Origin of the sequence: Rugamonas violacea (assembly GCF_016461825.1) — a bacterium.
GTDB lineage: Bacteria > Pseudomonadota > Gammaproteobacteria > Burkholderiales > Burkholderiaceae_D > Rugamonas.
The window spans coordinates 49108-75229 of the sequence record NZ_JAEMNU010000051.1 but is presented as its reverse complement, the minus strand read 5'-3'; the positions used below and the strand labels follow the sequence as shown (position 1 = coordinate 75229).

22 protein-coding genes and 1 tRNA gene are annotated in these 26122 nt (G+C 63.9%); 10 read left to right on the top strand and 13 right to left on the bottom strand.

Features of this window, described 5'->3' with window-relative positions:
- The first annotated feature begins 1 nt into the window (after position 1).
- The 4 genes from H7U20_RS11415 (at position 2) to H7U20_RS11400 (ending at position 3199) form a co-directional block, all read left to right on the top strand.
- Positions 2-691: a DUF3334 family protein gene (locus H7U20_RS11415; RefSeq protein ID WP_199759269.1), complete on the top strand. Its 690-nt coding sequence runs from the start codon at positions 2-4 to the stop codon at positions 689-691.
- Between the two features lie 88 nt (positions 692-779).
- Positions 780-855 (top strand) — tRNA-Asn (locus H7U20_RS11410).
- A gap of 256 nt (positions 856-1111) precedes the next feature.
- A complete protein-coding gene (locus tag H7U20_RS11405) occupies positions 1112-1696 on the top strand; it encodes a LysE family translocator (RefSeq protein ID WP_199759268.1) in 585 nt (194 codons plus the stop codon).
- Between the two features lie 9 nt (positions 1697-1705).
- A complete protein-coding gene (locus H7U20_RS11400; protein WP_233410680.1) occupies positions 1706-3199 on the top strand; it encodes an aminotransferase-like domain-containing protein in 1494 nt (497 codons plus the stop codon).
- 18 nt (positions 3200-3217) lie between these two features.
- Here the strand turns inward: H7U20_RS11400 and H7U20_RS11395 are convergent, their stop codons facing one another.
- Positions 3218-4114 carry a TIGR02285 family protein gene (locus H7U20_RS11395; RefSeq protein ID WP_199759267.1) on the bottom strand — a complete coding sequence of 299 codons (897 nt, stop codon included), beginning with the start codon at positions 4112-4114 and terminating at the stop codon, positions 3218-3220.
- Positions 4115-4337: 223 nt separating this feature from the next.
- Complete coding sequence (locus H7U20_RS11390) at positions 4338-4976, bottom strand: glycoside hydrolase family 19 protein (RefSeq protein WP_199759266.1); 639 nt, start codon at positions 4974-4976, stop codon at positions 4338-4340.
- A 363-nt stretch (positions 4977-5339) separates the two neighbouring features.
- On the opposite strand from H7U20_RS11390, the gene H7U20_RS11385 reads away from it, so the two are divergent.
- Positions 5340-5783, top strand: coding sequence for an Hsp20/alpha crystallin family protein (locus tag H7U20_RS11385; protein WP_199759265.1), 444 nt, complete (start codon positions 5340-5342; stop codon positions 5781-5783).
- A 30-nt stretch (positions 5784-5813) separates the two neighbouring features.
- Here the strand turns inward: H7U20_RS11385 and H7U20_RS11380 are convergent, their stop codons facing one another.
- Entirely contained in the window at positions 5814-6740 is a 927-nt protein-coding gene (locus H7U20_RS11380; RefSeq protein WP_233410679.1) for a hypothetical protein, read from the bottom strand.
- Between the two features lie 127 nt (positions 6741-6867).
- Here H7U20_RS11380 and H7U20_RS11375 point away from each other — a divergent pair, with 127 nt between their 5' ends.
- The 4 genes from H7U20_RS11375 (at position 6868) to H7U20_RS11360 (ending at position 13482) form a co-directional block, all read left to right on the top strand.
- Positions 6868-7707, top strand: a complete 840-nt coding sequence (locus H7U20_RS11375) for a M15 family metallopeptidase (RefSeq protein WP_199759264.1) — start codon at positions 6868-6870, stop codon at positions 7705-7707.
- 129 nt (positions 7708-7836) lie between these two features.
- The gene (gene tssM / locus H7U20_RS11370) at positions 7837-11721 is read left to right on the top strand and encodes a type VI secretion system membrane subunit TssM (RefSeq protein ID WP_233410687.1); all 3885 of its coding nucleotides are present in this window, start codon (positions 7837-7839) and stop codon (positions 11719-11721) included.
- A complete protein-coding gene (tagF, locus tag H7U20_RS11365; protein ID WP_199759262.1) occupies positions 11718-12686 on the top strand; it encodes a type VI secretion system-associated protein TagF in 969 nt (322 codons plus the stop codon). Before tssM ends, tagF begins: the two co-directional genes overlap by 4 nt.
- Positions 12687-12705: 19 nt before the next feature.
- Positions 12706-13482 (top strand): OmpA family protein, encoded by a 777-nt coding sequence (locus H7U20_RS11360; protein ID WP_199759261.1) that lies wholly within the window; start codon positions 12706-12708, stop codon positions 13480-13482.
- 124 nt (positions 13483-13606) lie between these two features.
- Here H7U20_RS11360 and icmH read toward each other — a convergent pair whose 3' ends face one another.
- The 3 genes from icmH to tssJ are packed head-to-tail and all read right to left on the bottom strand — an operon-like array spanning position 13607 to position 16349.
- The gene (gene icmH / locus H7U20_RS11355) at positions 13607-14389 is read right to left on the bottom strand and encodes a type IVB secretion system protein IcmH/DotU (RefSeq protein ID WP_199759260.1); all 783 of its coding nucleotides are present in this window, start codon (positions 14387-14389) and stop codon (positions 13607-13609) included.
- The gene (gene tssK / locus H7U20_RS11350; RefSeq protein ID WP_199759259.1) at positions 14386-15732 is read right to left on the bottom strand and encodes a type VI secretion system baseplate subunit TssK; all 1347 of its coding nucleotides are present in this window, start codon (positions 15730-15732) and stop codon (positions 14386-14388) included. Before tssK ends, icmH begins: the two co-directional genes overlap by 4 nt.
- Positions 15733-15752: 20 nt before the next feature.
- Entirely contained in the window at positions 15753-16349 is a 597-nt protein-coding gene (tssJ, locus tag H7U20_RS11345) for a type VI secretion system lipoprotein TssJ (RefSeq protein WP_233410678.1), read from the bottom strand.
- Between the two features lie 516 nt (positions 16350-16865).
- On the opposite strand from tssJ, the gene H7U20_RS30905 reads away from it, so the two are divergent.
- The gene (locus H7U20_RS30905) at positions 16866-17024 is read left to right on the top strand and encodes a 2OG-Fe(II) oxygenase (protein ID WP_199759296.1); all 159 of its coding nucleotides are present in this window, start codon (positions 16866-16868) and stop codon (positions 17022-17024) included.
- Here H7U20_RS30905 and H7U20_RS11335 read toward each other — a convergent pair.
- The 7 genes from H7U20_RS11335 to tssF form a co-directional block, all read right to left on the bottom strand.
- On the bottom strand, positions 16988-17449 hold the full coding sequence (locus tag H7U20_RS11335) for a hypothetical protein (RefSeq protein WP_233410677.1): 462 nt from the start codon (positions 17447-17449) through the stop codon (positions 16988-16990). The two genes, H7U20_RS30905 and H7U20_RS11335, sit on opposite strands and share 37 nt — an antisense overlap.
- Before the next feature lie 72 nt (positions 17450-17521).
- Positions 17522-17797 (bottom strand): immunity protein Tsi6 family protein, encoded by a 276-nt coding sequence (locus H7U20_RS11330; protein ID WP_199759257.1) that lies wholly within the window; start codon positions 17795-17797, stop codon positions 17522-17524.
- A 12-nt stretch (positions 17798-17809) separates the two neighbouring features.
- Positions 17810-19486 (bottom strand): polymorphic toxin type 46 domain-containing protein, encoded by a 1677-nt coding sequence (locus H7U20_RS30755; RefSeq protein ID WP_199759256.1) that lies wholly within the window; start codon positions 19484-19486, stop codon positions 17810-17812.
- Complete coding sequence (locus tag H7U20_RS11320; protein WP_199759255.1) at positions 19483-20967, bottom strand: DUF2169 family type VI secretion system accessory protein; 1485 nt, start codon at positions 20965-20967, stop codon at positions 19483-19485. Before H7U20_RS11320 ends, H7U20_RS30755 begins: the two co-directional genes overlap by 4 nt.
- Positions 20968-20979: 12 nt before the next feature.
- On the bottom strand, positions 20980-23151 hold the full coding sequence (locus tag H7U20_RS11315) for a type VI secretion system Vgr family protein (RefSeq protein ID WP_199759254.1): 2172 nt from the start codon (positions 23149-23151) through the stop codon (positions 20980-20982).
- A 99-nt stretch (positions 23152-23250) separates the two neighbouring features.
- A complete protein-coding gene (gene tssG, locus H7U20_RS11310; protein ID WP_199759253.1) occupies positions 23251-24315 on the bottom strand; it encodes a type VI secretion system baseplate subunit TssG in 1065 nt (354 codons plus the stop codon).
- Positions 24279-26120, bottom strand: a complete 1842-nt coding sequence (gene tssF, locus H7U20_RS11305) for a type VI secretion system baseplate subunit TssF (RefSeq protein WP_233410676.1) — start codon at positions 26118-26120, stop codon at positions 24279-24281. Before tssF ends, tssG begins: the two co-directional genes overlap by 37 nt.
- Between the last annotated feature and the right edge of the window lie 2 nt (positions 26121-26122).

Genomic DNA, 26122 nt, shown 5'->3' with positions numbered 1-26122 from the left:
CATGACCATGAATGACAAGGGTATTGTGTACGGCACGGAAGACCTGCTGACCAGTCTGTGTAACTCCGTGACGCGCGTGCTGGGTATCGCGACGCAAAGCAAAGTTCATTACTCTGCCATGGTTCAGCGTATCACCAAGGTTGGCTTGAAGCCGGACATCGGCTGTTTCGTGCTGTTCGACGGGGGGTTTACGGGCCTGGTGGTGTTGAATTTCGCCGCCGACACGGCGATGGAGATCTACGAGCGCTACATGCTGCACATGGGCATGCCGAAGTCCGAGCTGGCCAGTTCGCACACCTCGGACGAGGTGTCGAACATCCTGGGCGAGCTGATGAACCAGATCGTCGGCGACTTCACCGGCAAGGTGCGGCGCGAGTTGCAGACCAATATCACGCAGAATCAGCCGAAGATGCTGGTGCTGACCAAGCAGGTGATGCTCAGCGTCGACACGCCGCTGGACCGGCCGGAAATGCGCCGCGTCTCGTTCTACACCGAAAAGAGCAATATTTTCTACCTGGAGCTGGCGATCGACCGCACCGAGTTCGTCCGTCTGCACGACTTCGATCCGAACGAGGAAACCGACCCCGACACGCTGATGGACGCCGAGCGGGCGAATATGCAGGCCGATCAGGCACAGCCGGCGACCTCGGATGACGCCAACGACGAACTGCTGAAGTCGCTGGGGATGTAGCGGCCGCCGTCGCCATCCTTCCCGCCGCAAGAATGCTTGCGCGGGATCTGGACAGGGTTTTTTTCGCCGTATATAATGCGGCCTCAATTCCCTGATAGCTCAGTTGGTAGAGCGACGGACTGTTAATCCGCAGGTCCCTGGTTCGAGTCCAGGTCGGGGAGCCAGAATTTTAGTTGTACAGAATCAAGGGGTTACATGCTTAGGCGTGTAGCCCCTTTTTTTCGTCCCCATTTCTGGCCCTGTGCCGTAGTTGTGCCGCAAAGTAGACTGCCGACCACTGCAGCATGGCCGCCATCAAGCAGGCAACTGTCGCTGTCAATCGACCAATACAGCATAGGTCTGTCGGCGTTGTCTTGTGCCTTGTCCGCGCCGTGCCGCGCCACTAGACTTGGGCCATTTCCACGCTGCGAATTGCATACCATGACTGAACTCCTGCCCTTGATGAGCTATTGCCTCGTAATGTCGGCCACACCCGGGCCGAACAACGTCATGCTCGCCACCACGGGCGCCAATTTTGGTGGTCGCGGCGCGCTGCCGGTCATCCTGGGCATCCAGGCCGGCATGTTCGTGCAAACCTTGCTCATGTGCGCGGGGCTGGGAAGTGTCTTTGTGGCCTACCCGTTGGCGCAACAGGTGCTGCGTATCGCGGGATCGCTGTACCTGGTGTTTTTGGCATGGAAGCTCAGCGGGGCATCGGTGGTCGCGGAGCAGGCACCCAAGCCGGTGTCATTCGCCCAAGCTGCGGTGTTTCAAGCGCTTAACCCTAAGAGCTGGGTGAAGGCCGTTACCGTGGCATCGGTTTTCATGCCGGCGGGGGGCAGCGCGGTCGGCAACGCGCTGCTAGTGGCGGTGATTGGTGCCTTGGTGGGCGCGCCTTGCAATCTCATGTGGGCTTTGTTTGGCGTCTCGATTCGTGGCTTGCTGAAAGATCCGGCCAAGCGGCGCGTATTCAACTTGACCATGGGCGCAATTTTGCTCGTCCTGGCCTTGATGTTTTTACGCTAAACTTTCACCATGTTCACAATCGACCGCTCCTCTCCCATTGCCCTGTCCAAGCAGATTGAGGAAAAATTGCGCCAGATGGTCGAGAGCCGGGCTCTGCCTGGCGGTGCCAAACTGTTGTCGATACGCCAGCTCGCCACCCAATTGGCTGTCAGCACGAATACCGTCGTGGTGGCCTATGACAGGCTGGTTGCGGCAGGCGTCATCGATTCTCATGGCACGGCGGGATTTTTTGTCTGCGCAAGGAACGAGGCCAGCAGGTCGATTCCCGATGAACTCGCACTGGAAGCGGGCGAGGAGCAAGAGCCGGTCTGGTTGGCGCAGCAAGCGAACGATCAGCGCGCTGGTGTGTTGCTGGCCAGCAGTGGCGCGTTGCCGCCGACCTGGCTGCAAGACGCGGTGCCGGTCAGCGCCGTGCAAAGGGCCTTGGCGCGTAGCACCGCAGGCATGGCCTCGCGCTGTCCGCCCCAGGGTCTGCCGGAGTTGCGTGAGCACATCGCGCTGCTGTTGCGCGGCATTGGCGCTGCCGTTGACGCCGGCCACATACTCACTACCTTTGGCGGCACCCATGCGATCGACTTGATCTGTCGTAGTTTTTTGCAAGCTGGCGACACCGTGCTGGTGGAAGACCCCGGTTATTTTCTGATGTTCGGCCGCTTGCGCCAGGATGGCATACGGTTGGTGCCTATCACGCGTCGCCCCGACGGCCTCGATCTGGACGCATTGGAGGCGGCTTGCCGCGAGCACCGTCCACGCCTGCTGTTCGTGCAAACGGCCTTGCATAACCCCACGGGGTGGAGCAGCAGCGCCGCCAATTTGCACAAGGTCTTGATATTGGCGCAGCAGTATGGTTTCTTGATCGCGGAAGACGATGTGCACGGCCATTTTCAGCAAGGCCACAGTACCCGGCTGGCCTCCCTGTCCGGGCTCGATGGCGTGATTTACTACTCCAGCTTTTGCAAGGCCTTGAGTCCTGCCCTGCGGATGGGCTATCTTGCCGCCGCTCCTGCCTTGCTCAAAGTGCTGATGCGGACCAAGATCCATTCCATCATGACGATGCCGGCGCTGAATGAATATGTGCTGCTGGAAGTGCTCAGGGCCGGCAACTTGCGCAAACATCTGGACCGTCTGCAACGCAAGATCATGGTGGCACGCAACGCCTGCACGCACCAATTGAGCACGGCGGGTGTGCTTTTTGAGCAGCCTGGCGACGCCGGCATTTTCTTGTGGGGCACGATGCCAGAAGGTCTGGACGTTGACTTGTTGGTGCAGGACGCCTACCGCAACAAGATCCTGCTGATGCGTGGCGCCGCCTTCTCGGCGAACGACACACCGGATCGCCATATCCGTTTCAATGTCGCTTTTAGCCAGCATCCACGCCTGAGCAACTACCTGCAAGAGCGCTTGCAGGCCGTGGCCGGCGTGCGCTCAAGTTTGGCGCGCGTCCGTGCCAACGGGGTCCAAACGGGGGCTGGCTCCGAACGCGGTCAGGTTGAGGAACCCTGAGGACACGGGCGCCTGCTTTCACGGCTTGGATTCCCTGGCTTGTTGTTGGTCGTCAAAGCGCCGCATCGGCCGTTCGCGCTGCCGGTAGAAGGCGGCGAACTGGTTGGCGTAGAGTTGCCGCGTGTTCGGGCTGAGCCAGTTGTCCAGGCTGCGCCGCATCGCCTGCGCGCCTTCGCGCGTGCCGAGGATCGCGTCGATGCGCTGCGCCGTTGCCTTGCCCCACGGTGTTTTTGGGCAGGCGAAGCCGGATTTGAGCAGTTCGCCGCTGCCGGCGATGGGGACGCTCTGCAGCCCGCTCAGCTTGGGATTGCGGCTTTGGTAGTAGGCGTAGACGAAATCGTAGTCGATGGTGTAATCGGCCCGGCTCAGCCGCATCTTGGAGAAGATGTTTTCGCCGTAGCTGCCGATGGTGGTCAGCTTGAGCGAGGCGTCGGGCGGGCGCTTGCGCAAAATGGCATCGAGTTGCACGCCGTAGCTGCGTTTTTCGCTGAGCAATCCGCGCAGTGTGCGCATGGCCAGCAGCTGGGCCAGATCGACCTGGTGGTCGGCATTGAATGGCAGCATCGCCGCCGCTTCGGCCCTGACAAACAGTTGCAGCGGCGGCAGGGCGATCGTTTCGACGATATAGGCCCGCTTGAGGCGCTCCGCGTTGATCAGGGTAAAGGAATAGCAGGCCGGCTCACCCGCGTCGAGCATGGTCCAGCTGCGCTTCAGGTTGGCGTAAATATAGCGGTGTTCCACTTCCGGCCAGTGTGCTGCCACGTAGGCGATTTCCATGTCGACAATGCCGGTGCTGGGTTGGCCATCGAGGCGGATCGAGGCCGGCGGCAAGTCGGGCATCAGCCAGGTCATCACGGCTTGTGCCGTCGCGGCGACGGGTAGCATCAATGGCAGGACAAGGAATAGTTTGCGCATAGGCGAAATTTTTCTAGGGCTTGCTGGCTGGGCGCACAATGCCGCAGGCGCGCTGTTGCGGCAACTGTCGGCTGCGGCGCGCGATCAACGGTGAGAGCGAATGGATAAATCTTGCACCTGCCGGTGATGGATGTCCAGTGGCTTTGTTCTGTTAAGTCAGTCATTGCAAGCATCGCAACACGCGCTGCGGGCAGGACGATAGCCTGCGGCGCCCCGGCCAGCGCTAGTGCCAGATGGCCTTGGTGCGTAGCAGCCACTCCCTTCTTTCTTCCAGACCGACGCTGCCGCCGTTGATCGCCTGCGTGACCTTGTCGATATTGTCCGCGTCGGCCAGCGCGTTGCAGCCTTTGGCCAGCCATTCGGCCGCAGCGACGCTGAGGCACCAGGGCGCGGCGACGACATTGTCCGGCATCACGACGAAATCGGGTGCGTGCGGATCGATCTTGCGCAGGTCACGGGTGGCCTCGGCGTAACTATCCTTGCCTGTCAGTTGCAGCAAGCCGCGGCCACGGTAGAGAAAACCGTCGCCTGGCGCCGCGTTGCCCATGCGACCGCCATACACCTCGTTCGCCAGCCGTTCGGGATTGTTGGCGAATTGCAGGGGATCGAGCGGCCCCTTGGGATGGAAGCGTTGGGGCCAGACCACCGGCAAACGAGGGGCGCTGTAATTCAGGTTTTCAAACTGCACGGTCAACGCGCCCGATTCATGCAGCACCTGGGCCAGGAAGTGCGCCAGTCTCAGCGGCGTCTGGGAAATGGCGTAACGGTCGACGACCTGCTGGCCGTTCTGGAAGGCCTCCCGGTAACTGGAGCGGGTGTTCGGCGCCAGCTGGAGTACTTGGGAAAGTGTCATCGGCACCATGGTCGTTCTCCTGGCTAGTTATGGATCAGCGTTCCCGCGATGCGCCCATCGGATAGGTCTGGATGGCATGCATGAGCACTGTAGGAATATTCTTAACATGCCATTATCGCCACAATTTTCCGTGCATTCCTCTCGAATAGTCACACTGTCAATTTCGCAACAAAAAGTGATGTGGAACAGGACGGATTAACTGACATGTTGCCATTCCTTTGCAAACGGGGTAGCGCGGGGCGGTGGGGACCGTTTGATGTGCGTCATATCGGCACGGTGACTGACTTCTATGATTGATATCGGGAGGGCGGACGTCACGGGGGCGTGCGCCGGATCTCGACAATATGTGCTAAGGCGCCATAAGGAGGCATGATGGCTAACAATCTGATGCGGTTCGATCCGTTCCGCGATCTCAGCCGGTACGACCCGCTGCGCGATATCGACGAATTATTCCGTGATTTTTCGCCCACCGTGTTCCGTAGCATGGAGACGACGCCGCGCCTGCGGATGGACGTCAACGAGACGGAACAGGAGTATGTGGTGAGGGCCGAGATTCCCGGTGTTAACAAGGAGGATATCAAGGTGGCGATCAACGGCAACCAGGTGTCGCTGACGGCGGAGGTCAGGCAGGAGAAAAACGAGGGAGAGGGCGGCAACCTGCGTAGCGAGCGCTACTACGGCCAGTTGCACCGCAGCTTCACGCTGCCACAAGAGGTTGACGATGAACAGGCCCAGGCCCGTTACGACAATGGCGTGTTGCAGTTGAACCTGCCGAAGCGCACTGGCAGCGGCGGCAAGCAACTGGCCGTCCAGTAGCCGATGCGTTGCCGTTGCGTCGCTGTGGCCTCAGCGGTTGGGCGCGCGGCAGGCGGCGTCGTTGTCCCAGCGACCGGAACAGATGCGGGAACGGCATAGCATGCCTTCGAGCGGCCCCAATTGCTTGCACCGTCGCAGCAGGCCGGCGGTGGCGTCGCCTTCCTTGCGTTCGACGACGTCCCGGCTTTCCTCGACCAGTAGCGTGACGGGAGCGCTGGCGTGGGCCACCAGCGCCGTCAGCAAGGCCACATCGGTGTCGCTGCCGACGGCGCTGCCGGCCGTGGCGCCGAGGGCCGTGGGCTTCTTGGCGCGGACAGGTGCGGGACTGTCGAGCCGGGCAGCAAGATGCGGCGTTTGCGCCGGCTTGGCCGCGCCGGCCCCGGCCTTGGCGATGGAGCGTGGCGCTGGCCCAGCCGCCAAGGTGGTCGCCGTGGCGCCGGTGTTGGCGGCGGTCCTGCCCGCGCCATTGCCGACCCGGCCCGCTGGAGTGGCGGGCAGGTAGGCCGGTTTGGCGCTAGGCCTGGCAGGACGGATGATCTCGACCAAGGTATCGTTGTTGTCCGAGTGGGGATGGGCGGCGGCCGCTTCGTTGACGATGGCGGCCGGCGCGGTGTTGGCCATGGTTTGCTGTGCTGGCGCTGAGGCCAACAGGGTGGGCAGCGCCGGCAGGGGCGGCATGGGCGCGCGCGCGCTCAACGGCAGCGCATGGCGCAGTGGCGCGACGCCATCGCGGTGGGTCAGCCATGCCGACACGCCTAGTATCAGCAGCAACAACAACAGGGCCAGCGTCCAACCGTTGAGCTGAACGCGGCTGGGCCGATGCGGCACCATTAGCGTGGTGCCGCCCCGTTCCAAGCTGGCCAGGATGCGCTCGCCGTTGCCGGCGGCTGGGGGCGTGCCGTGATTGCCCGAGGCGCTTTTCGATAGCAGGTTCGGTCTTTGATTCGAAGTGTCCAAAATATCCTCCCCGACATTGATCTAGCCTTCTACACGCTGGCCCGGCAGGGCTACGCTGTAGCGATCTGGGCCGGGCTGACAGCAAGTGTCCGATCTGTGCGTCCAGCTCGCATTGATGGAGCGCACCATGTTTATCTTTTCTGTGCTGGTATTTTTTCTGCTGATCTGCGCGGGCGCATGGTTGTTGCTGTTTTCCGGCGGACGCGAGCTGGTGGCGCAATCGCTGGCGCAACTGACGCGGGCGCTGGAGTCGCACTGGCAGCGCTTGAATCGGCAGGGCGTGCGGCAGGCCGGCGTGGCCGGTGCGCGCGTGAAAAACGGGCTGTCGAGCCTGCTGCGGCTATTGCTGCGGCATTGCCTGCTGTTGCTTGCCGCCGGCGTGTTGCTGACCGTGCCGCCGCTGCTGGCCTGGCTGGTCAGCGGTCGGGGCATGCTGGGCGGGTTCGAGGGGGCCAGCCACGACGTCAATCCCCAGGTGCTGGCCTTGTTGCAGGGCGAACAGCTGGTGCCGCCAACACCCTTGCCGCCACCGGCTTTCGTCACCACCGAGGTGGCGCAGTTGCGTCCCATGCTCGACAGCGCCAATCGCAACTGGCGTTTGCTGGACGCCGCCTTTGCGCAGCGCTTGTTGACGGTCTTCAAGATCATGAAGGAAACCCATGGTTACGACATGGCGATCCTGGAAGGTTACCGCAGCCCGCAGCGGCAAGACATGCTGGCGACGGCCGGTCCGGCGGTGACCAACGCCCGTGCTTTCCAGAGCTACCACCAGTTCGGCCTGGCGGCGGACTGCGCCTTTCTGCGCGACGGCAAGCTGGTGATTTCGGAAAAGGATCCGTGGGCCATGCGCGGCTATCGTCTGTACGGCGAGGTGGCCGAAGCGGCCGGCCTGCACTGGGGTGGCCGCTGGACCATGATGGACTTCGGCCACACCGAATTGCGTTTGCCGGGCACGGTCCGGAAATAAGGCCTGCGCTTGCCGCTATGGTTGTTTTCCCTCAAGAAATCGTCGCATTGATGGTGGCACCATGGTTCGGTTCGCCTGGCCGGACTGCCCGCCGCGCGCCCCTCCGTCAACCTTGCGAGCCTGCCCATGATGCGACGTATCTGGTACTTTCTCAGCGATAGCCGGCATCTGACGGTGATGGGTTTCATTGCCTTGGCGGCGCTGTTCTATCTGGGCGCGGAAATGCTGGAGCTGGCGCTGATCTGGGCGCTGGCGGCATTGGCGCTGAGCCTTGCGTTGTGGGCCTTGACGCGCTACCTGCGCCAGCGTTACGCCAAGCGTGAATCGGACCGTCTCGGCGACGCCATCGGCAGCCAGGCCGCCGAGCCGGCCGGCGGCGCGGCGAGCGTGGGGGAGCGGGTGGAAGTGACCGCCTTGCGCGAAAACATGATAAAGGCGATCGCCACCATCAAGGGTTCCAAGCTGGGCGTGACTGCGGGCGCGCGGGCGCTGTATGAACTGCCGTGGTACATGATCATCGGCAATCCATCGGCCGGCAAGAGCAGCGCCATCACCAATTCCGGCCTGCAATTTCCATTCGCCGACGCCCGGATCGTGCACGGCGTCGGCGGCACCCGCAACTGCGACTGGTTCTTCACCACCGACGGCATCCTGCTCGATACCGCCGGGCGCTATGCGGTGGAGGAGGGCGACCGTGCCGAGTGGCATGGCTTTCTCGATCTGCTGAAGAAGTACCGCAAGCGGGCGCCGATCAACGGCATCATCATCGCCGTCAGCATGGCCGACTTGCGCGGCGACCATCCCGAGGCCGGCATCGCCTTGGCGCGCAGCTTGCGCCAGCGGGTGCAGGACCTGATCGAGCGCCTGGAAGTGTTCGCCCCGGTGTACCTGTTGTTGACCAAGGTCGACCTGATCGCCGGCTTCGGCGACTTTTTCGACCGCGCCGAGCGTAGCGAGTGCGAGCGCGTCTGGGGCGCCACCATGCCTTACAAGCGCAAGACCACCAGCCAGCAATTGCTCACATTCTTCGAGCAAAGCTTCGATGAATTGTGCTCCGGGCTGCAAGAGATGAGCCTAGCGAACATGGGGCAGGGACGGCGCGAGCGCATAGCGCCCGGCGTGTTCACTTTTCCCATTGAGTTCGCCACAGTGCGCGCCCCGCTGCGCGCCTTCCTGGCCACGCTGTTCGAGGAAAACCGGTATCAGTTCAAGCCGGTGTTTCGCGGCTATTACTTCAGCAGCGCCTTGCAGGAGGGCGTGCCGCTCAGTGAGCAGACGCAGCGCGTGGCCGAGCGCTTTGCCTTGCAGCCGGGGCCGGCGCAAACCTGGGAGCATCCGGGCCAGTCCGGCTATTTTCTGCTGAGTTTGTTCCGCAAGGTGATTTTCGCCGACCGAGACTTGGTGTCGCAATATGCCAGCAAGAACAAGATTCAGCTGCGCTATGCGGCCTTCTTCACCGCCGCCATCGTGCTGGGCGGGGCGCTGGGCGGCTGGAGCTGGTCTTACCTGGGCAACCGTCAACTGGTCAGCAATGTGCAGGCCGACCTCGACAAGGTGGTCAAGCTGCAGCAGAACCGCATCGACTTGCAGTCGCGTCTGGAGGCGCTGGAGATATTGCAGGACCGCATAGAGCAACTGGATAGTTACCGGCGCGAACGGCCCTGGTCCTTGCGCATGGGCTTGTATCAGGGCGAATTGCTGGAGCGTAAATTGCGCGAAGAGTATTTCTTCGGCGCGCGCGAGGTCATGCTCAAGCCGGTGCTGAGCGCTCTGGAAGGCTTGTTGGCCGAGATGAACGCGAATGCCGACCAGCTCAGGCCGGCAGGGCGCGGCGACGCGGCGCCCCCGTCCGCGTCCGCCGCGACGGTTACCGCGACAGTCGCTGGCGCAGCCACCGCCACCGCCACCGCCACCGCCACCGCCACCGCAGCCACCGCCGCCGCTGCCGCTGCCGGAGCCGGAGCCGTTGCGACAAGCGCCGCGCCAACGGCCCAGTCCGCCTTGCCAACCGCCGCGTCGATTGCACCCTCGGCCAGCCGGCAATATCTGGACGCCTCGCCGACCAATATCGAAGATGCCTACAACGCCTTGAAGACTTACTTGATGCTGGTCGACAAATCCCACGCCGAAGCGAGCCACCTCAACGACCAGATGACGCGCTACTGGCGTGGCTGGCTGGAAAGCAACCGTGGCGCCATGCCGCGCGAACAACTGATCCGCAGCGCCGAGCGGCTGATGAGCTTCTACCTCAGTCAGATCGCCGACCCCAGCTGGCCGCGCGTGGAGGCAAGGCTGGCGCTGGTCGACCAGGCGCGCGAGAATCTGCGCCGGGTGGTGCGCGGCATGCCGGCGCGCGAGCGTGTGTACGCCGATGTGCGCGCCCGCGCCGCGACGCGCTTTCCCGGCATGACGGTGGCGCGCATCGTCGGCGAGCAGGATCAGGCGCTGATCGTCGGCAGCCATGCGGTGGCCGGCGCCTTCACCCGAGACGCCTGGGAAAAGTATGTCCATGGCGCCTTCAGGGATGCCGCCAGCCACGAATTGCAAAGCGTCGACTGGGTGTTGAAGACAGCCTCGAAGGACGACCTGACGCTGGAGGGCAGCCCGGAACAGATCCAGAAGGGCTTGATCGACCTGTACAAGGCCGACTATGCGAAAGAGTGGCAGAAGTTCGTGCAGGGCGTCACCGTCGCCGACCTGAACGGCTTCAACGGCGCCGTCGTCGCCATGAACCGGCTGGGCGATCCGCAGTCGTCGCCGATCGCCAAGTTGTTGACGGCCATCTACGAGCAAACCAACTGGGACAATCCGACGCTGGGCAATGCCGACATGCAGCAGGTGCGCGGCGGTGTGTGGGAGTGGATCAAGACCACCGTGCTGCGGCGCGCGCCTGCGCCCCTCAGCAACGTCAACATCCAACTCGACCAGGCGCGTTTCGACCGGCCGATGGGGCCGGTGGGGCGGGAATTCGCCGGTGTCGGCAAGCTGGTGTCGACCAGGGACAAGGATGCCTCGCTGATGCGCTCGTATATGGACGCGCTGTCCAAGTTGCGCAGCCGCTTGAACCAGTTGAAGAACCAGGGCGATCCAGGCCCGGGCGCGCGCCAGTTCATGCAACAGACCCTGGAGGGCAGCGGCTCCGAGCTGGCCGAAGCGCTGCGCTATGTCGACGAGCAGATGCTGACCGGCATGAGCGACGGCCAGAAGCAAGCCATCCGTCCGATCCTGGTGCGGCCGCTGATGCAGACCTTCGCCGTCATCATCGCCCCGGCCGAGGCGGAGCTCAACAAGACCTGGCTGGCCCAGGTGTACGAACCGTTCCGGCAATCGCTGGCGAACAAATATCCGTTTTCGCCAACGTCGCGGATCGAGGCCAGCAATGCCGAGATCGCCCAGTTCTTCGGCCCGGACGGCGTGATCGCCAAGTTCGTCGGCACGGCGATGGGGCCGCTGGTGGTGCGCCGCGGCGACGTGCTGGCGGCGCGCACCTGGGCCGACATGGGCATCCAGCTGCTGCCGCAGGTGGTGGCACGCTTTCCCGGCTGGATCGCGCCGGTCGGCGCCGGCGGAGTGGCGAGCTCGTCGGCGGCGGCGCAGACGGTGTTCCAGATCCAGCCCATGCCCGCGCCCGGCACGCTGGAATACACCATCGAAATCGACGGCCAGCAACTGCGCTACCGCAACACGCCGGTGCAGTGGAGCAATATGGTCCATCCCAGCCCGCAGGGCGCGCCCGGCGCCCGCATCACCGCCGTCGGCTTCGACGGCCGCAGCGTCGAGCTGTTCAACGAGCCCGGCCAGTTCGGCCTGAAGCGCATGATCGACGCGGCCGACAAGAAGAAGAAAGACGGCGGCGTCTACGAACTGCGCTGGAGCAACGGCGCGATCAGCGTGGCGATGGATCTGAAAATCACCAGCAGCCCGGAAAGCCGGGGCGGCGCGGGCGCGGCGCCGCAGGAGCAGGGCTTCCGTGGCATGAGCTTGCCGGAAACCATAGTCGGAGCGGCGCCGTGAAGCGGGCGCCGCAACGCAGCCGGGTCGGCTACTTCGGCAAGATTCCCGCCCGCAGCGACTTCATCCGCGCGGCCGACAACGCCGCCCTGGTCGACCTGCTCGACCAGTGGCTGGCCGGCGTGATGAGCGCGCTCACCGCCGATCCGCGCTGGAAACAGCATTACGACGCGCTGGCGCCGCTGCACTTCGCCTTCGTCGGCACGCGCAGCAAGCGGGCGATCGCCGGCCGGCTGATCGCCAGCGGCGACCAGTCGCAGCGCCGCTATCCCTTCCTGGCCATGAGCACGCTCGACATCGCCGCGCCGCCGGCCTTCCTCGCCCGCAGCCCGCTGGTGCTGGCGCCCTTGTGGCGCGAGCTGGCGCGGCAGTGCGGCGCCGTGCTGGCCACGGCCGAACCCGGCGAACGGCTGCATGCGCTGGCCGCCGTGACGCTCGAGCTCGATCCCGACGCGGCCACGCACGACGACGATTTCCTCCGCTTCCTCGACAGCCACAGCCTGGCCGGGCTGGAAATGATGCTGGCCAGTAAAACGGTGCGCCAGACCGTGCTGGCGCTGGGCTTGTTGTTGCAGCCGGTGCGCGGCAGCGGCGCGGCCAGGCTGGAGCGCAGTCTGGCCTTGCCGCTGCCGCAGGAAGAGGAGCATCGCTTCCTCGTGGCGGCGTTTTGGCTGGACCTGATCGCCCCCTTCCTGCAACAGGCCGACTTCGAGCTGGCGCTGTTCTTCACCGAGCTGTACGGGCGGCCCACGCTGGTGGTCGGCTTCGACGGCGCCGCGCCGGCGACCTTGCTGGCCATCATCGACGCGCGGTGCGCCAGCGAGCAATTGATCGATTGCGCCGACACCGGCTGGGTCGAGATGATGCTGGGCGACCAGGCCGGCGTGCAGAAACTGTCGACCTATCTGGAGCAGGGGCAGTTGTCGTTGCGCTCGGTACATGCGCTGTTCCACGAAACCTTTGTCTGAATCCGCCGGGAGCGCCGCCATGCCGCATCGTCCTACCCTGTTGCTATTGTGCCTGCTGGGCGCCGCCGCCAACGCCCAGATGGCGGCGCCGGCCGGCCCCAAGCCGGGCCAGATCGTGGTCAACGGCACCGTGCCCGACGAGGTCAGCAAGGCCGCCGTGCTGGGCCGTTTGCGCGAGCTGTACGGCAGCGAGCGGGTGGTCGACCAGGTGGCGATCGGCAATGTGTCGCTGCCGCCGAACTGGAGCGCTTATGTGCAGAAGTTGATCGGGCCGAATCTCAAGCTGATCAGCAAGGGCCAGCTCAAGGTCGACGGCAACAACGTCAGCCTGCGCGGCGAGGTGGCCAACGAAGCGCAGCGCCAGCAGATCGCCAGCGACATCGCCACCAGCCTCAATCCCACCTACACCGTCAACAACGGCCTGCGCGTGTCGGCGGCCGAACAGAACCTGCTGGACGACACGCTGGCCAAACGCATCATCGAATTTGACAGCGGCAAGGCGACGCTGACCGCCTCGGGCAAGGGCATCCTCGACGAGATGGCCGCCGCCTTGCAGAAGGTCAAGGGCAAGAAGGTGGAAGTGATCGGCCACACCGACAACGTCGGCCTGCGGCTGAGCAACCTGGGCCTTAGTCAGGCGCGGGCCGAGACGGTGCGCCAGTATCTGGCCGACAAGGGCATCAACCCGGACATGATCGCCGTCTCCGGCCAGGGACCGGACCGGCCGGTGGCCGACAACGGCGGCGCCGACGGCCGCGCCCGCAATCGCCGCATCGAATTCCGCATCGCTCAGTAGGGGCGGCGGCGGCTACAAAAATCACCCAAAGGCGCAGAGCCGGGGTCAGACCCCCGGGGGTCAGACCCCGGATTTATGCCTGTGGGCTTGTTTGGCGCGGCGGCAATGGCGGGCGTGGCCGCGTTCAGGGCAGGGTGATGGTCACGTTGGCCGGCTGGGGCGCCAGCTTGACCAGGTCGGCATAGGCGGCCATGCTGGTTTGCGTGGTCCGGTTCAGCGACGAGTTCAGCCCGACATAGCTGCCCAGCCCGATCAGCGCGAACACGCTGGCCAACGCCCACAGCGGCAAGTCGCTGCGCAACTTGTTGACGATCTGGTCCGGCCGTTCGGCCTGCGGCGCGAAGCCCCGGCTCTTGCCCTTGATATGGGCGATTTCGTCGCCCAGGCGCGCCGCCATATTGTTCAGCTTGTCGCTGTCGTCGAGCGCGAAACGGCCGCGAAACCCCATCAGCAAGCACATGTGGAACACCTGCAGCGCCTGCACGCGCACGCCGCCCTTGCCGCGCAGCGCCTCCAGCCGGTCGAAGAAATGCTGGCCGGCCAGTTGCTCGCCAAACAGCGCCAGTTGCAGCGGCCGCCGCTCCCAGGTCGGCCGGATGGGGAAGGTCGACGACAGGATGACCTCGTCGAGCGCCGCGCAATACGCGTATTTGGCCGCCTCGATATCGTCGCCGTGGGCCTGCAGCTTGCGCGCCTTGGTGTCGAACTCGGCCAGGAACTGGCGGATCTTGTCGAGGAAGGTCGCCTCGTCGGGCGGCGTGGCGCCGTTCTTGAGCATGAAGACGGCGTAGAAACCCTCGTGCAGCAAGTCCAGCAGCGACGGTTGATGGCCGGCGTCCGGCGCCGGGCCGCGCCGCTGGCCACCCAGCAGATGCGGCAAGGCGCGCCGTTCGATCAGCGGCCTCATGCCGCCACCGCGACCAGTTCAAGGCGCAGGTCCGGCATGCCGGACGGGGCGTAGATCGAGATCGCCTGGGCCTTCAGCATGTGCTCGTACAGCGCGCTGCGGCTGTCGAGCGAAAAGTAATAGGTTTCCGGCCGCACCGGGATGGCCGCCGGCACCTGGGGCGCATGGCTGAGCTTGACGCCCGGCAAAGCCGACAGCACGAACTGCTCGACATCGCTGGGCGCGCCGATCTTGATGCGCTGCGGAATGACGTCGACCAGCTCCAGCGCCGGCATCGAAGCGCTGACGGCCAGATACAGGGCGGTGTTCTGGTCGATCTTGCCGGAATCGAGTTTGCCCAGCTGGAAGCCCGGCTTGAGCTCCTCCAGCGCGATGGCGAAGTAGCGCGCCGAAATGACGGTCTCCAGCAGGTCGCGGACGATGCCGTCCAGTTTGCCGAAGCAGTCGCCCGTGTTCTCATGCTCATAGGTCGGCAGGTCGGTCAGCGCATAGGTTTTCGAATAGGTCATCAGCGAGCCGGCCAGGCCCAGCAGAGCCTCGAACAGCCGCTCCGGATGCATGCCGCGATTGCGCACATAATGCGTCAGCGCCGCCGCCGCCGTGCTGATCGAGTGCAGCAACCAGAACGAGGACACATCGCCGCTGCGGAACTCGATCACATTGCGGGTCGGTTCGCGCAAATTGCCCTGCAAGGATTTGACCTTCGCCTCCAACGCCTCCATCAGCTGCTCCAGCAGCGTCACCAGCGCCGGCGCGCCGTCCAGCGACAGGCTGGGCGCGACGAACGACGGGTCCAGCTCGAAGCCGCCGGACACCGCGCGACGCAGGCGCACGAGGGGGAAGCGCTCATAGGCGCCCAGCGGTTCCTGGTCCGACACCAGCCGCACCGCCGCTTGCAGATAGCTGAGCTGCTCGCCCACCCCCTGCGTAAACAAGTCCGCGGTATCCCGCGTCGCCGCGCAGAAACGCGCGCCGCGGCGCTGCTCGCCGGCGGCCGCCATATTGCCGCCACCCGGCGTCAGCCAGGGCAGGGCGGCGTAATAAGTGACCGTTTGCACGTCGCCGCCGAGCACGGCCAGATCGACGCCGGCGGGCAGGGGATCGCTGGCCGGCGCATCGCACATCTCACCTTCCGGAAACACGGCGGACAGCTCCAGCAGGCGCAGCGTGCCACTGAGCAGCAATTTCGTGTCGATCGCCAACTTGCGCACGCCCCAAGTGTAGGGATGCAGCGCCTTGGCGGTCTGGTGCAGGCGCGCTTCGTGATAGCGGTCTTGCTGCTGAAAAATTTGCGGCGACAGGTCCAGCCCGTCCGCCCACAGCACCTTCGAAGGAATATTCATACCGCCTCCATAGACCAGACTCATTGACAATGGATGGATGACAGCGGCTTGCCGATTTCGTTGCCGTTGCCGTTGAACGCCGCCGCGCCGGTGCCCACGCTCAGGGCGCAGGCGTGGGCGCCGATGGTGATGCCGCCTTGTTCGGCGTCGTTGGCGGCGAACGCCAGGCGCCAGCGTTGCTCCGCCGGCGCGCGAAACAGCGCCACCACACCGATGAAATACGCCTCGCGGGACACCTTCTCGACGACCTCGTAGCGCTGGCCGGGAATCAGCAGCACTTCCTTGACCTCGAGCAGGTCGGCGCCCAGCAGCTCGTGCTCGGTGTGGGCGTTGAGGAAACTGTTGTACGAGACTTGCTGAAACGTGGCCGCTTGTCTGAGTTTGTAGATGCGGGCGACCAGGGCGAGCGAGTGGCCGGAGGCGTCGGTATTGAGGGTGTCGCCGGCGTGCAGTTTGATGGCGACATTGCGCGCCGGCTTTTGCGAGTCAGACAGCTCGGGCGTCCTCTTGATGCCGACCATCTCCAGCGCCGCCCCGGCGATAGAGCCGGCCGCACAACCGCTGAGGGCCAGCAGCGCAGCCATGATGGCCAGTGGTGTCCGAATGGGTAGAGTCATGGTTTCTCCAGGCGATCCCATCATTAAATCTGATGCTGTGGAGCAGGTGTTTGCGTGGGCGCAAGTGAGGGGAATTTAAATGTCGCGCTTGGACTTGTGGTGGCACAGGTCGGACTCCTGGCGCATGCCAGCGCCGCTCATTTCGCTAAAGCAGACATCGCCTTCGAACAGTGGCGTCTGCACGTCGGCTTACTCCCCGCTCCTGCATGTTGGCGGCGAAGCTCAGGGTCTGGGGCAGCTTCAGGCCACTATTGTCCATAAGCCAGGAAATGGCGGATCGGGTTCTACCAACCGCCAATTTCTTTGGCATTTTCGACACTGGTACCAACTTTCCACTAATCCAACGTTTGAGTAAGGTACCTCGACAGGAACTTGTGAAAATACCATTCCCGTCTTTAGTACCTGTGAAAATTTGTCGAAATCAGCCCAGCCTGAAAATGCTCCAGATTCTCACGTAACTTCACAGTCGCACGGTAGCAATTTTATAAGTTCTTTCATTGCAATTTACCTTCGCCTATTTTCCAAGCCCATTCTGGCGGCGACTACAACCGCCTGCACCAGGAGACGTATGGCGATCTGGAGTTTACCTTGCAAATGGAGGTGCTGCAGTCACAAGCGGGAGAGGACTTCGACGGCGGTCATTTCGTGCAGACCGAACAGCGTCCGCGCATGTAGTCGCGCGCCAAGGTGGTGCCGCCGCAGCGCGGCGAGCGTTGGACCTCCCGGTGGCGCAACGGCCGGTGTCGGGCGAGCGCGGTGTCCACCGCGTCAACATACGGCACGGCATGAGCCGGCTGCTTGCCCGGCCGGCGGCACGCTGGACTTGCTCTTCCGCGACGCCGCCTAAGAGCGGTATTGGTGGGGCGCTTGACCATGATGCCGAATGTCATTCCCCACCGGAAACGGAATAGCCAATCCGTTCGAGGAAAGCAAGAAATCAGCCATTTTGGCAGGCAGTATTTTTTTCCATCAACAAGAATATCTCCGGTGTCAACCTGAATTTCAAGATCCATCATTTTTCCATCCAATAAGGGCACTTCGAAAAACCACCAAATTGTCGTTCCCGCGTAGGCGGGAACCCATGCTGAGCCAATGGACATGCGGGGTATGGATTCCCGCTTGCGCGGGAATGACGGTTTTTAGAGGTGGCCATAACATTTGCCAACCTATTTTCATATTTTCAGTCCTTTTGCCATTTTAGAGGCTATTGTTTGGACTGCAATTAATGCCTTTGCAAATTCTGGGTCACTTTCCTCAAATTCCCTGACTGCAAAATGGCCAACGATAATATTTTTCAGTCGAGATTTGTCCCGTTCATTCCCATTCAATACCGCCAGAAAATATTCCAATTGTTTGACAATCGAAGAAAATATTTCGAAAGCTGGCGCTGTATTTAAACGGGCGCGAGCAAGTTCCAAAGCTTTAGTTACAGTTTCTATTGCGCTCATAGCTCCACCAAATTATTGTGATTCAGGGGAAAACACCGATTTTTTTGTTGAAAATAGTTGTCGAGCACCACCCGTCGTAGGATACGATTGCTCTTTTACTGACCAAAAATCTTCTACCTTCGCCGAAGTGCTTCGTAGTACAGTTGTTGGTTGAGTTGTCTTGTATAAATTGAGTACTTTTGGCTCCACGGTTTGGGTGGCTCGATTGAAGCCGAGGGGACTGATTCCTAATTCGGTAGGTTTTACCGATGGACTCAGAGAGTACCAGTTTCCTTGCGGTGCTCCCGGTGTTTGATATTGCCAGAGTTGCTTTTCGGAACCTAAGGTTTGTAATTCAACAGGTTTGGTAAAGTCAATTCCTGTCATGTACGACGGGATAGATTCCTCTGGGACGCCTTGGGATAGGAAGAAATTGGTAGCGGTTTGCTGGTTTCCACGAATGTTAATGTCGAGGTTGAGGTTGCCGGTTCGCCCCAATTTTTCATTCAGATACGTACGTCGAAGCGCTGCCGAACTCATTGCGACGCGGACACCATCCCCTGTCTGACTAGCTGGCGCAACTGTTGGTTCCGCGCCGCCAACGGTGCTTGTCTCGGTCGCACCTTTCGCGGCCTTGCCACCGGTACCTGCGACGCGCGCGGCGTCCCCGGCCTTGCCCAGCGTCAGAACGCGCTGCGCCGCGCTCTTGATTATCCCGGCGCCGCCGGCGAACAGCTGAATGGCCGTGGCGATCACATCGCCACCCTCCTGCGCAGGATTTTCCATCTTGAGTTTTGGTACGTCAATGTTCGCGCCCAGCCGCTTGGTTTCCGCCGCCATGTCAGACAGCGTTTTTGTCGCCTCAGCCCATCCGAATGTGGCTTGCGTCGCGGCCGATTGATCCAATTCAGTGGCACGCTGTTCGGCGGCGGCTTTCAACAGCAGTTCGGAAATATGCGAAGGAATGTTGGCTACGCCCTTGGCCGCGCCTTTGACCGCTTCCACCGGATGATGGGCGGCCTGACGCAATTGCTCTTCCGTCCGATGCAGCCATTGCCTGAACGCGGATTCCTCTTGCACCGTTTCAAGTTTGACTGGCGGGTTCGAGGTCGCCAGCGCGTCTTTGGGGGACGCGCCGCTGGTGGGCGGCACCGTGACGTAGATGCCGGGATTGTTTCCTCCGTTCATGGTGCAGGCGTCGCCATCCCTGACCACGCGCTCGCCTTCCACGCGCACGGACTTGCTGGCCGCTACCGGTTTGACTTCCCCGTTGACCGTGCCCGATTTGACGCCACCGCCGCTGCCTTGCTCGTCGCCTTTGCAGCTTGGCTGCGAACTGCCCAGCGTGTAGACCTGCTTGCCGTTGAAGCGGACGTTGGAGGCGACGTTGACACTGCTGGACAGATCAACGGTCGTCGGATACGGGCGGGGCACCATGCTGGGGCCGACCGGTGTCAGGTTGAACGACGGCGCGGAAGAGCTTGCCTTGAACACGCAATCCTTGCGCGCGCCGATCTTATTGTTGGCTTGTTTTGATGGGTGGGCACGCCATGCTTGCCGCTCTTTTTCGGCGACCAGGTGTTCGAGCCGGTGGATATTTTTCTTCAGTTCTTCGAAACGCTTCTGGTCTTCGGCCGCTTCCAATGCGCTGGCGATCTTGCTCACCTCGACATCGCCGTTTGGGTCGGATAACTTCAGATGGTCGCTCATGGCGGCGCCTCGGCCGTACGCGACTGTGTCGATTCGGCTGCGCCGGTGCTGCGGTCCAGAAAATCGACTTCGCGCTGCGCCAGGTCGCGCTCTTCATGGCCATGCATGCGAGCTTCGCAGCAGCGCAATGGCGCGTCTGCGTCCTTTGGCAGTATGCCGCGCCACACCAGGGTCAGAGTCCGCTCTTCCGGTTCGAGCAATACCGTATCGAGAGCCAGCGCCTGTCGGAACAGCGTGCCGCTCTTTTGTCTGCCCAGCACAAAGCATTCGTGGCCCGGCAGCTTTAGCCGCAGCGTGGTATTGCCGTCGCGGTCGGGCGTCGCCCCCGGCGTGTCGGCCGCGCACAAGTTGATGAGCTCAAGCGTCTCGTTCCCGTGCAGGAAATCGGTTTGTTGATCGGGTGGGGCGGCGTTCCAGAAGGCGAAATCGAAATCCGTGGGCAGGGCGTCGTCGCCGTTGATGAAGGTTTGATCGACCGTGCCGGCGAGCGCGCGCCGGATAGGGTGCGAGCCGGCGCGTATGCCGAAGCCGGCGGGTTGGAATGCGCTCGGCTTGCCCTGTGCCGCATCTTTCAGTCGTCCGCGCAGCGCTTGCCAGAACTGGCGGGCACAGAGCGGTGTGCCAAATTGTTCTATCTGCGGTGCGGCGATGGTTCTGGTGCGCGTTGCCCGCAGGTAGAGCGGTTCGACGTATCCGGTCCCGCGTGGATTGGGTTCGAAAACCGAATGCAGGGCCGCCGGTCGCACTGGTGCATTGTCGTGCGCAGGCTGTGCGGTCCGTGCGGCGAGAGCGATGCGTTGTTTATGCGGCAAATGGTGCGCGGCCGGATCGCCGGCCCCGATCCGGCACTCGCCGCCGTAGGCATGCTCGTAGCGCAGCGGCAGCGTTAGGACCTGTTTGGCGTCGGTCAGTTTCCACGGGTTGAACCGCAGCATTCCCAGCGTGGAGAGACGAAGCATGCCGTGCAAGCCCAGCGTGATGCCCGCCTTTTTTTTGAACTGGCGCGGGCCATTGACGATCAGTGTTTTGTTGATCAGTAGCGCACCCGGAACGGGATGTTGCTCGGCGTGCTGAACCGCTTTTCGCCAGCGTGCCATGATCTCGGGCGCGGCATTCTCAAATTGGTTCAAGCCCTGGGGGCGCTGCGGTAACGGCGCCGGTGTGTCCGGTTTGGCGACCCGCAGGCGCACCGGGAAGCATGTCCGTGGCTTGCCAGGTGGCGCATAGGCGGTCGCGTTGACGATAACGTCGCACTTGGGCTTGTAGTGGCACAGGTCGGATTCCTGGCGCACGCTAGCTCCACTCAGTTCGCCAAAGCAGACATCGCCTTCGCATAGCGGCGCCTGCACGTCCGCATACTCCAGCATGCCGGCAGCGAAGCTCAGGGTCTGGCGCAGCACCACGACGTGGAAGGGCCGCCGGTACTGGTCGATGCCTTCAAACGCTTGGGCGGGAAACGGCGTGTGATTGACGAAGTCCATTGCTTCCCCGCGTCAATTGAGGTCCACGTTTTTACCGTTAATCTGCACGGGTCCGCTGCTGTCGATGGTGACCTTGGTGCCGCTGATATGGACTTCGCCATTGCTCTTCATGCTCAGCGAGGCCGAACCCACCTTTACCCTGAACTCTTCGCCAGCCAGGATGCTGATCTTTTCTCCGACGTCGATCAGGAAATTTACGCACACCTTGATCGTTTTCGACAAGCCAACCAGAACGGTCATTGCCATGCCCACGGAAATTTCGCAGGCGCCACCGACGTTGGTCGCCTTATCCACGAGGACGTTCTGCACGGCCGCCAACATGACGGTCTCGATTCTGCTGCCGCCGATCTTGACGATCTCGTTGTGGCCGACGTTCTTCATCCGGTTGTCGCCGATATCGATCCGCTCGTCATGATCGACCCGCACCGTGCGCCCGCCGTGCACGGTGACCTTCTCGTCGTTGCCCACCGTCTCGGTCCGGTCGTGCCCCACGTCGACCGTTTCATCGCGGCCGACCTGCTTGCGGCGGTCGTTGCCGACGCTGTGCGATTCGTCGTGCTCGACCTCGATGCGCTGGTCCTTTTCCGCGTGCAACCAGACTTCCTCCTGCCCCTTGCGGTCCTCGAAGCGCAGCGCGTTGGCGTGGCGGGCGTCGCCGCCCCGGCTGGAGCGGGTCAGGATGCCGCTCTGGGTCTGGTTGGCCGGCAGTTCCCACGGCGGCATGTTGACGGCGTTGTACACGCTGCCGATGATCAGGGGGCGGTCCGGATTGCCGTCGAGAAATTGCACGACGACCTCCTGGCCGACGCGCGGCACGCTGATCTGGCCGAAGCGGGCGCCGGCCGACGCCGTCATCACGCGCACATACGGCGAACTGTGGGCGTCGAACTTGCCTTCGCGGTCCCAGTGCCACTGGATGCGCACCCGGCCGTATTGGTCGGTGTGGATCTCCTGGCCCTCGGGGCCGACCACCGTGGCCGTTTGCACGCCGTAAATGCGCGTGTCCCGGCTGTGGAAGCCGAGCGGCGGGCGCCAGCGGATGCTCTTGCGCAGACAGGTGAACTGGTTGCTGTAGTGCGATTGGGCGCCGCGCCCGTTTTGGTAATTGTTGCTGGCGTGGTGGCACACCGACAAGATCAGGTATTCCCGTTCGGCCTTGTCCTCGCCGGGCGGGCCGTAGGCGTCGGCCTTGCGCCCGCCGCTGAAGTGTTCGCTCATGCGGAAGGTGCGCCGGGGTTCGGCGGCGCGGTGGTTGCCGCTGACACTGAAGTCCTGGCCGCCGGCGTCGATCTCTTCCATGCGGCGTATCGCCAGCGCCTCGCCGTCGGCGTTGCGGAAGCCGTAGGCGCCGGTGAACAGGTAGACGTCGTGGCGCGGCACGGCGCCCTGCCGGTTCAGGCTGGGCCGCTCGCTGCGCCTGACGGTGGCGTTTTTGAAATTGTGGCTGCCCAGCGTGATCTTGCCGGGGGCGAGCCGGCGCGCCGGACTCCATTGCGAGATGCCGTCTTCTTCCCTCGCGCCGGCCGCGCCCTGGTAGCGCATGTCGCCGCCGCCGTCGATGGGGCGGGCCAGCGTGCTGTTGTCGCCAAGGCACAGGGTGTGGCCGTCGGCGCGGTGCTCGTACCAGTAGTGCATGCCGGCCGCTTCGAGCCGGCGGTGCAAATGGTTGTGGTCGCTTTCGTCGTACTGGTTGGCCAGCGTCACCATGGGGACGGCGTCGACGAAGCGGTAGGCGTGGTCGCGTTGCAGGTAGTTGAAGAAGATTTTTTCGCACAACTCCGTCAAGGTCAGGCTGTGGAAGCAGCGGTTGTCGTGGCGCAGGCGCAGAAAGGCCAGCCAGGGCTTGAGCGTCATTTGATAAAAGGCGAAGCCGCCGTCGGTCTTGACGAAGCGGAAGGCGAACACGTAGCCGTTGAAATGGCGCAGGCTGCCGTCGTCGCGCACCAGCGAGATGGTGACCATCTTGCCCATGACGGCCTTGAGCGGGATCAGGGCGTCGTCGGACAGGATTTCGACGTCGTAGTGGAAGTCGCGCGAGACGGCTTCGTCGGCGCGCAGGGTGTTGACCAGCATCAGGCTGGCCGGGCCGTCGCCGCGGGGGTAGTCCAGGCGCAGCAGGCGCGTGCCCTGGGGATCGTTGTCGAATGCGGAGAGGAGGGCGGTGACGCCCGGAAGCAGGTTCATGTCGGCCCTTGTCTGTTGCTGCGCGCGTAGAAGGGAACTCTAACGGGCGCGTCCGGCGTCGCTTTGCGCCGGCGCAGTGTCCGCGTGGCTTGCGTTTGGCTACAGGGGACGGATCAAGTAGTGGGTGTCGTCGCGGTCGCCGTCGGCCGGCCCGGTCAGTAGAAAGGCGTCCCGTCCCAGCCGGACGCGGCCGGCGCCTTGCCGGCCCAGGCCGGCGCGGCGCACATCGGCGGCCCGCAGCACCAGGCGCACCTCGAACTGCATGGTGGGCAGTTCGAACATGGACAGCATCTTGCGCAGCGCGGCCGCGCCTTCGCCGCCGGGCAGGAAATGGTCGAACCGGGCTTTGCTCAGCGGCCCCAGCCGGATGCCCGCCTGCAGGTCGCGGCGCCAGCAGCGCGAACCGATCTTCGCGCGCACGCCGAGGCGGGCGTTCGTGCCGCCGAGCCGGCAGCGCTGGCCTGGCGTCAAGGTGTACCAGAGGCCGAGGTTCGGTTCGACTTGCACCGGCACGCGGAGGTAGTCGGCCAGCACTTTTTCCATCACGGCGGCGGCGACCGGGCGTTGCCGGAAGGCGGCGGTGTAATAGGCGGCCGTCCGGTCGGACACGGGCTGGGCGTCGCGGCCGGGCGGCGCGCCCGAGAGCGACAGCAGCAGCGGCAGCAGGGGATGCTGGCCGCCGGCCGGTTGCGGCAACTCGGGCCGGTGTTTCCGCCACGCCTGATAGAACAGCGCCACCATGCGGTTGGAAAACAGGTCGAGGAAGGCGGACGCCCCCGGCCTCGTCTGCTGGGCGGCGGCGATGCGGTCGGTGTAGTGCGCCGGCAACAGGCCGCTGTGGCCCAGCAGGCCGATGAAGCTGGGCGTGATGCGGATGCGGGCGAGTTGGCCGGTGGCCAGCGCGGCCAGCAGCGCGGCCTCGGTGGCGGGGTGCTCGCCGCCGTCGGCGTCGGCGCAGAGCGATTCGATCTGGCTGGCGGGAAAGCTCAGCGAGGTGCTGTTCTGGAATTGCAGGTACTCCGTCAAGGCCGCGTCCGCCGGCACGCCCTGTTCGATGAGCAAGCGTTCAAGCAGGCGTACCGCGTGGAAAAAGTTGAAGCGGTGGGGTTCCTTGAGCAGTTGCTCGATCACGCCAAGGCGTGCTTTCCGCTGCGTGGCTGGCATCGCATGAGCTCCTCTCCGCTTTGGTGGGATAAGACGAGTAGTTGGCTGAACACGTTGAGCTGGCTGTAGAGGCCGAAGAAGCGGTCGAGCACCTGGGCGAACAGGTGGATGCCGCCGCCGACGAAGGCGTCCTCGTCGACGGTCAGGCGGATTTGTATGCCGGGCATCAGGGCGGCGCGGGGCTGGCCGGCGATCCACGCCATCACGCTTTGGTAGCGCAGGTCGACCACGCCTTGGATCTGGCGTTGCGTGACGGCCGAGCGCGGCAGGTCGTACAGCGACAGCATCTGGCGGAACTGGTCCAGACCCAGGCCGCTCAGGGAGCGGTGGTTCAGCGACAGTTGGGCGACCAGGCGCCAGTGCGCGCCCTTGCCCGAGGCGAAGCGGCGCGCGGCGCTGGGCTTGCGCAGCAGGCGCAGGGGCAGGCCGTCGAGCGTGCCGTCGCCGCCGAGGTCGCCTTGGGGCGCGCCGATGGCCAGCGCGGCGGGCAGATTGCGGTTGCTGCAGAGCAGTTCCAGCGACAGGGTTTGCGCCGCGAAGGCCAGCGGGGCGCGTTCGGTGTCGACCAGGGCGATGCGGATCTCGTGGCCGGGGCTGAGCTCGGCGGTCGGCTCGTCGCGGCGGGTCAGCCAGTAGCGGCCCGCCTGATGCAGGTTCTGGCCGTGATGCGGACTGTTGAACGGCAGAACGTTCTCGGTCTGCTGGCCCAGCGCGCTTTCGGACAGCAGGCAGGCCGCTTCGACGCCGTGGATTTCGTAGCCCTGGGGCAGCGCGGCGTCGGCCAGCAGCGCGTAGTCGGGCTCGGTGTGGCCGAGCGCGATGGGCACCGCCGGACGGGGAAACAGGTTGACCACGGGCGCGCAATGCAGGCGCAAATTCCTGGCGTTCAGTTTGCCCAGGGTTTGGGCCAGATGCGAGTCGGCGCGCAGCTCGCGCAGCGCCAGGTGCAGGGTCAGGCTGCGGCAGCCGGCCGGCATGCGCGCGCACATGTCGGGCCAGGCCAACTCGATGAAATTGAACTTTTCAGGAAAGACAAAGTACTCCGTCAACAAGCGATAGGCCGGGTGCGAACGGGGCGACGGCGGCAGCAAGGCGTCCTCCTCGGCGAAGCCGCTGGCGGCCAGCGGCGGGCTGTCGAGCGCCAGCCAGGGGCCGTGTTCGCCGAAGGCGACAAAGGCGGCGCTGACCCGGCTGAACAGGGTGTCGCGCAGCGCGCCGCAGAAGGAGGGATCGCCATCGATGAACAGGCGCAGCGGTTCCATCGACTGCGCCGCCAGGTCGCCCGCGCCGTCGCAGTCGATGCGGATGCTGATGCCGGCGCCCACGTCGGCGGCGAGGCGCAGCTTGGCCGGCGCGTCGAGGACCGGATGAAAATCGACGCGGCGCACGCTGAGCGCGGTTAGGACGATGTCGGCGCGGGTGCTGAACTGGCAGCGCACGCCTTGCACGGCGGCGGACGTGAGCAGTGTGCCGCGCGGAATGCGGCAGGGCAGCTCGGGCAACTTGCGGGCGGCGGCAAGGTCCACCTGGAGGATGGAACTCGACGGACAACTGCGCAGGTAGTCCGGGTGCAGGCTTTCCAGCAGCGCATCGCTGAGTTGCGGATAGTCGTCGTCGAGGCGCTTGGCGATGCGCGCCGCCAGCAGGGCGAAGGACTGGATCAGGCGCTCGACCTGGGGATCCTTGCTGCTCTCGTCGGCGATCAGCAGGGCGGCGGCGACGGCGGGGTAGCGTTCGGCGAAGCCGTGGAAGTCGCGCCGCATCAGGGCCAGTTCGCGCTCGTAGTAGGGCAGCAGTGGTTTCATCG

What these genes read in the sequence shown, in the direction of transcription:
- H7U20_RS11400 (WP_233410680.1), top strand. Translation starts at nt 1,706, where the DNA reads ATGTTCACAATCGACCGCTCCTCTCCCATTGCCCTGTCCAAGCAGATT.
- H7U20_RS11390 (WP_199759266.1), bottom strand. Translation starts at nt 4,976, where the DNA reads ATGGTGCCGATGACACTTTCCCAAGTACTCCAGCTGGCGCCGAACACC.
- H7U20_RS11335 (WP_233410677.1), bottom strand. Translation starts at nt 17,449, where the DNA reads ATGTCCATTGGCTCAGCATGGGTTCCCGCCTACGCGGGAACGACAATT.
- H7U20_RS11315 (WP_199759254.1), bottom strand. Translation starts at nt 23,151, where the DNA reads ATGAACCTGCTTCCGGGCGTCACCGCCCTCCTCTCCGCATTCGACAAC.
- H7U20_RS11360 (WP_199759261.1), top strand. Translation starts at nt 12,706, where the DNA reads ATGCCGCATCGTCCTACCCTGTTGCTATTGTGCCTGCTGGGCGCCGCC.
- tssM (WP_233410687.1), top strand. Translation starts at nt 7,837, where the DNA reads ATGCGACGTATCTGGTACTTTCTCAGCGATAGCCGGCATCTGACGGTG.
- tssF (WP_233410676.1), bottom strand. Translation starts at nt 26,120, where the DNA reads ATGAAACCACTGCTGCCCTACTACGAGCGCGAACTGGCCCTGATGCGG.
- H7U20_RS11375 (WP_199759264.1), top strand. Translation starts at nt 6,868, where the DNA reads ATGTTTATCTTTTCTGTGCTGGTATTTTTTCTGCTGATCTGCGCGGGC.
- H7U20_RS11415 (WP_199759269.1), top strand. Translation starts at nt 2, where the DNA reads ATGACCATGAATGACAAGGGTATTGTGTACGGCACGGAAGACCTGCTG.
- H7U20_RS30755 (WP_199759256.1), bottom strand. Translation starts at nt 19,486, where the DNA reads ATGAGCGACCATCTGAAGTTATCCGACCCAAACGGCGATGTCGAGGTG.
- H7U20_RS11385 (WP_199759265.1), top strand. Translation starts at nt 5,340, where the DNA reads ATGGCTAACAATCTGATGCGGTTCGATCCGTTCCGCGATCTCAGCCGG.
- tssJ (WP_233410678.1), bottom strand. Translation starts at nt 16,349, where the DNA reads ATGACTCTACCCATTCGGACACCACTGGCCATCATGGCTGCGCTGCTG.
- H7U20_RS11405 (WP_199759268.1), top strand. Translation starts at nt 1,112, where the DNA reads ATGACTGAACTCCTGCCCTTGATGAGCTATTGCCTCGTAATGTCGGCC.
- icmH (WP_199759260.1), bottom strand. Translation starts at nt 14,389, where the DNA reads ATGAGGCCGCTGATCGAACGGCGCGCCTTGCCGCATCTGCTGGGTGGC.
- H7U20_RS11395 (WP_199759267.1), bottom strand. Translation starts at nt 4,114, where the DNA reads ATGCGCAAACTATTCCTTGTCCTGCCATTGATGCTACCCGTCGCCGCG.
- H7U20_RS11330 (WP_199759257.1), bottom strand. Translation starts at nt 17,797, where the DNA reads ATGAGCGCAATAGAAACTGTAACTAAAGCTTTGGAACTTGCTCGCGCC.
- H7U20_RS11320 (WP_199759255.1), bottom strand. Translation starts at nt 20,967, where the DNA reads ATGGACTTCGTCAATCACACGCCGTTTCCCGCCCAAGCGTTTGAAGGC.
- tssK (WP_199759259.1), bottom strand. Translation starts at nt 15,732, where the DNA reads ATGAATATTCCTTCGAAGGTGCTGTGGGCGGACGGGCTGGACCTGTCG.
- tssG (WP_199759253.1), bottom strand. Translation starts at nt 24,315, where the DNA reads ATGCCAGCCACGCAGCGGAAAGCACGCCTTGGCGTGATCGAGCAACTG.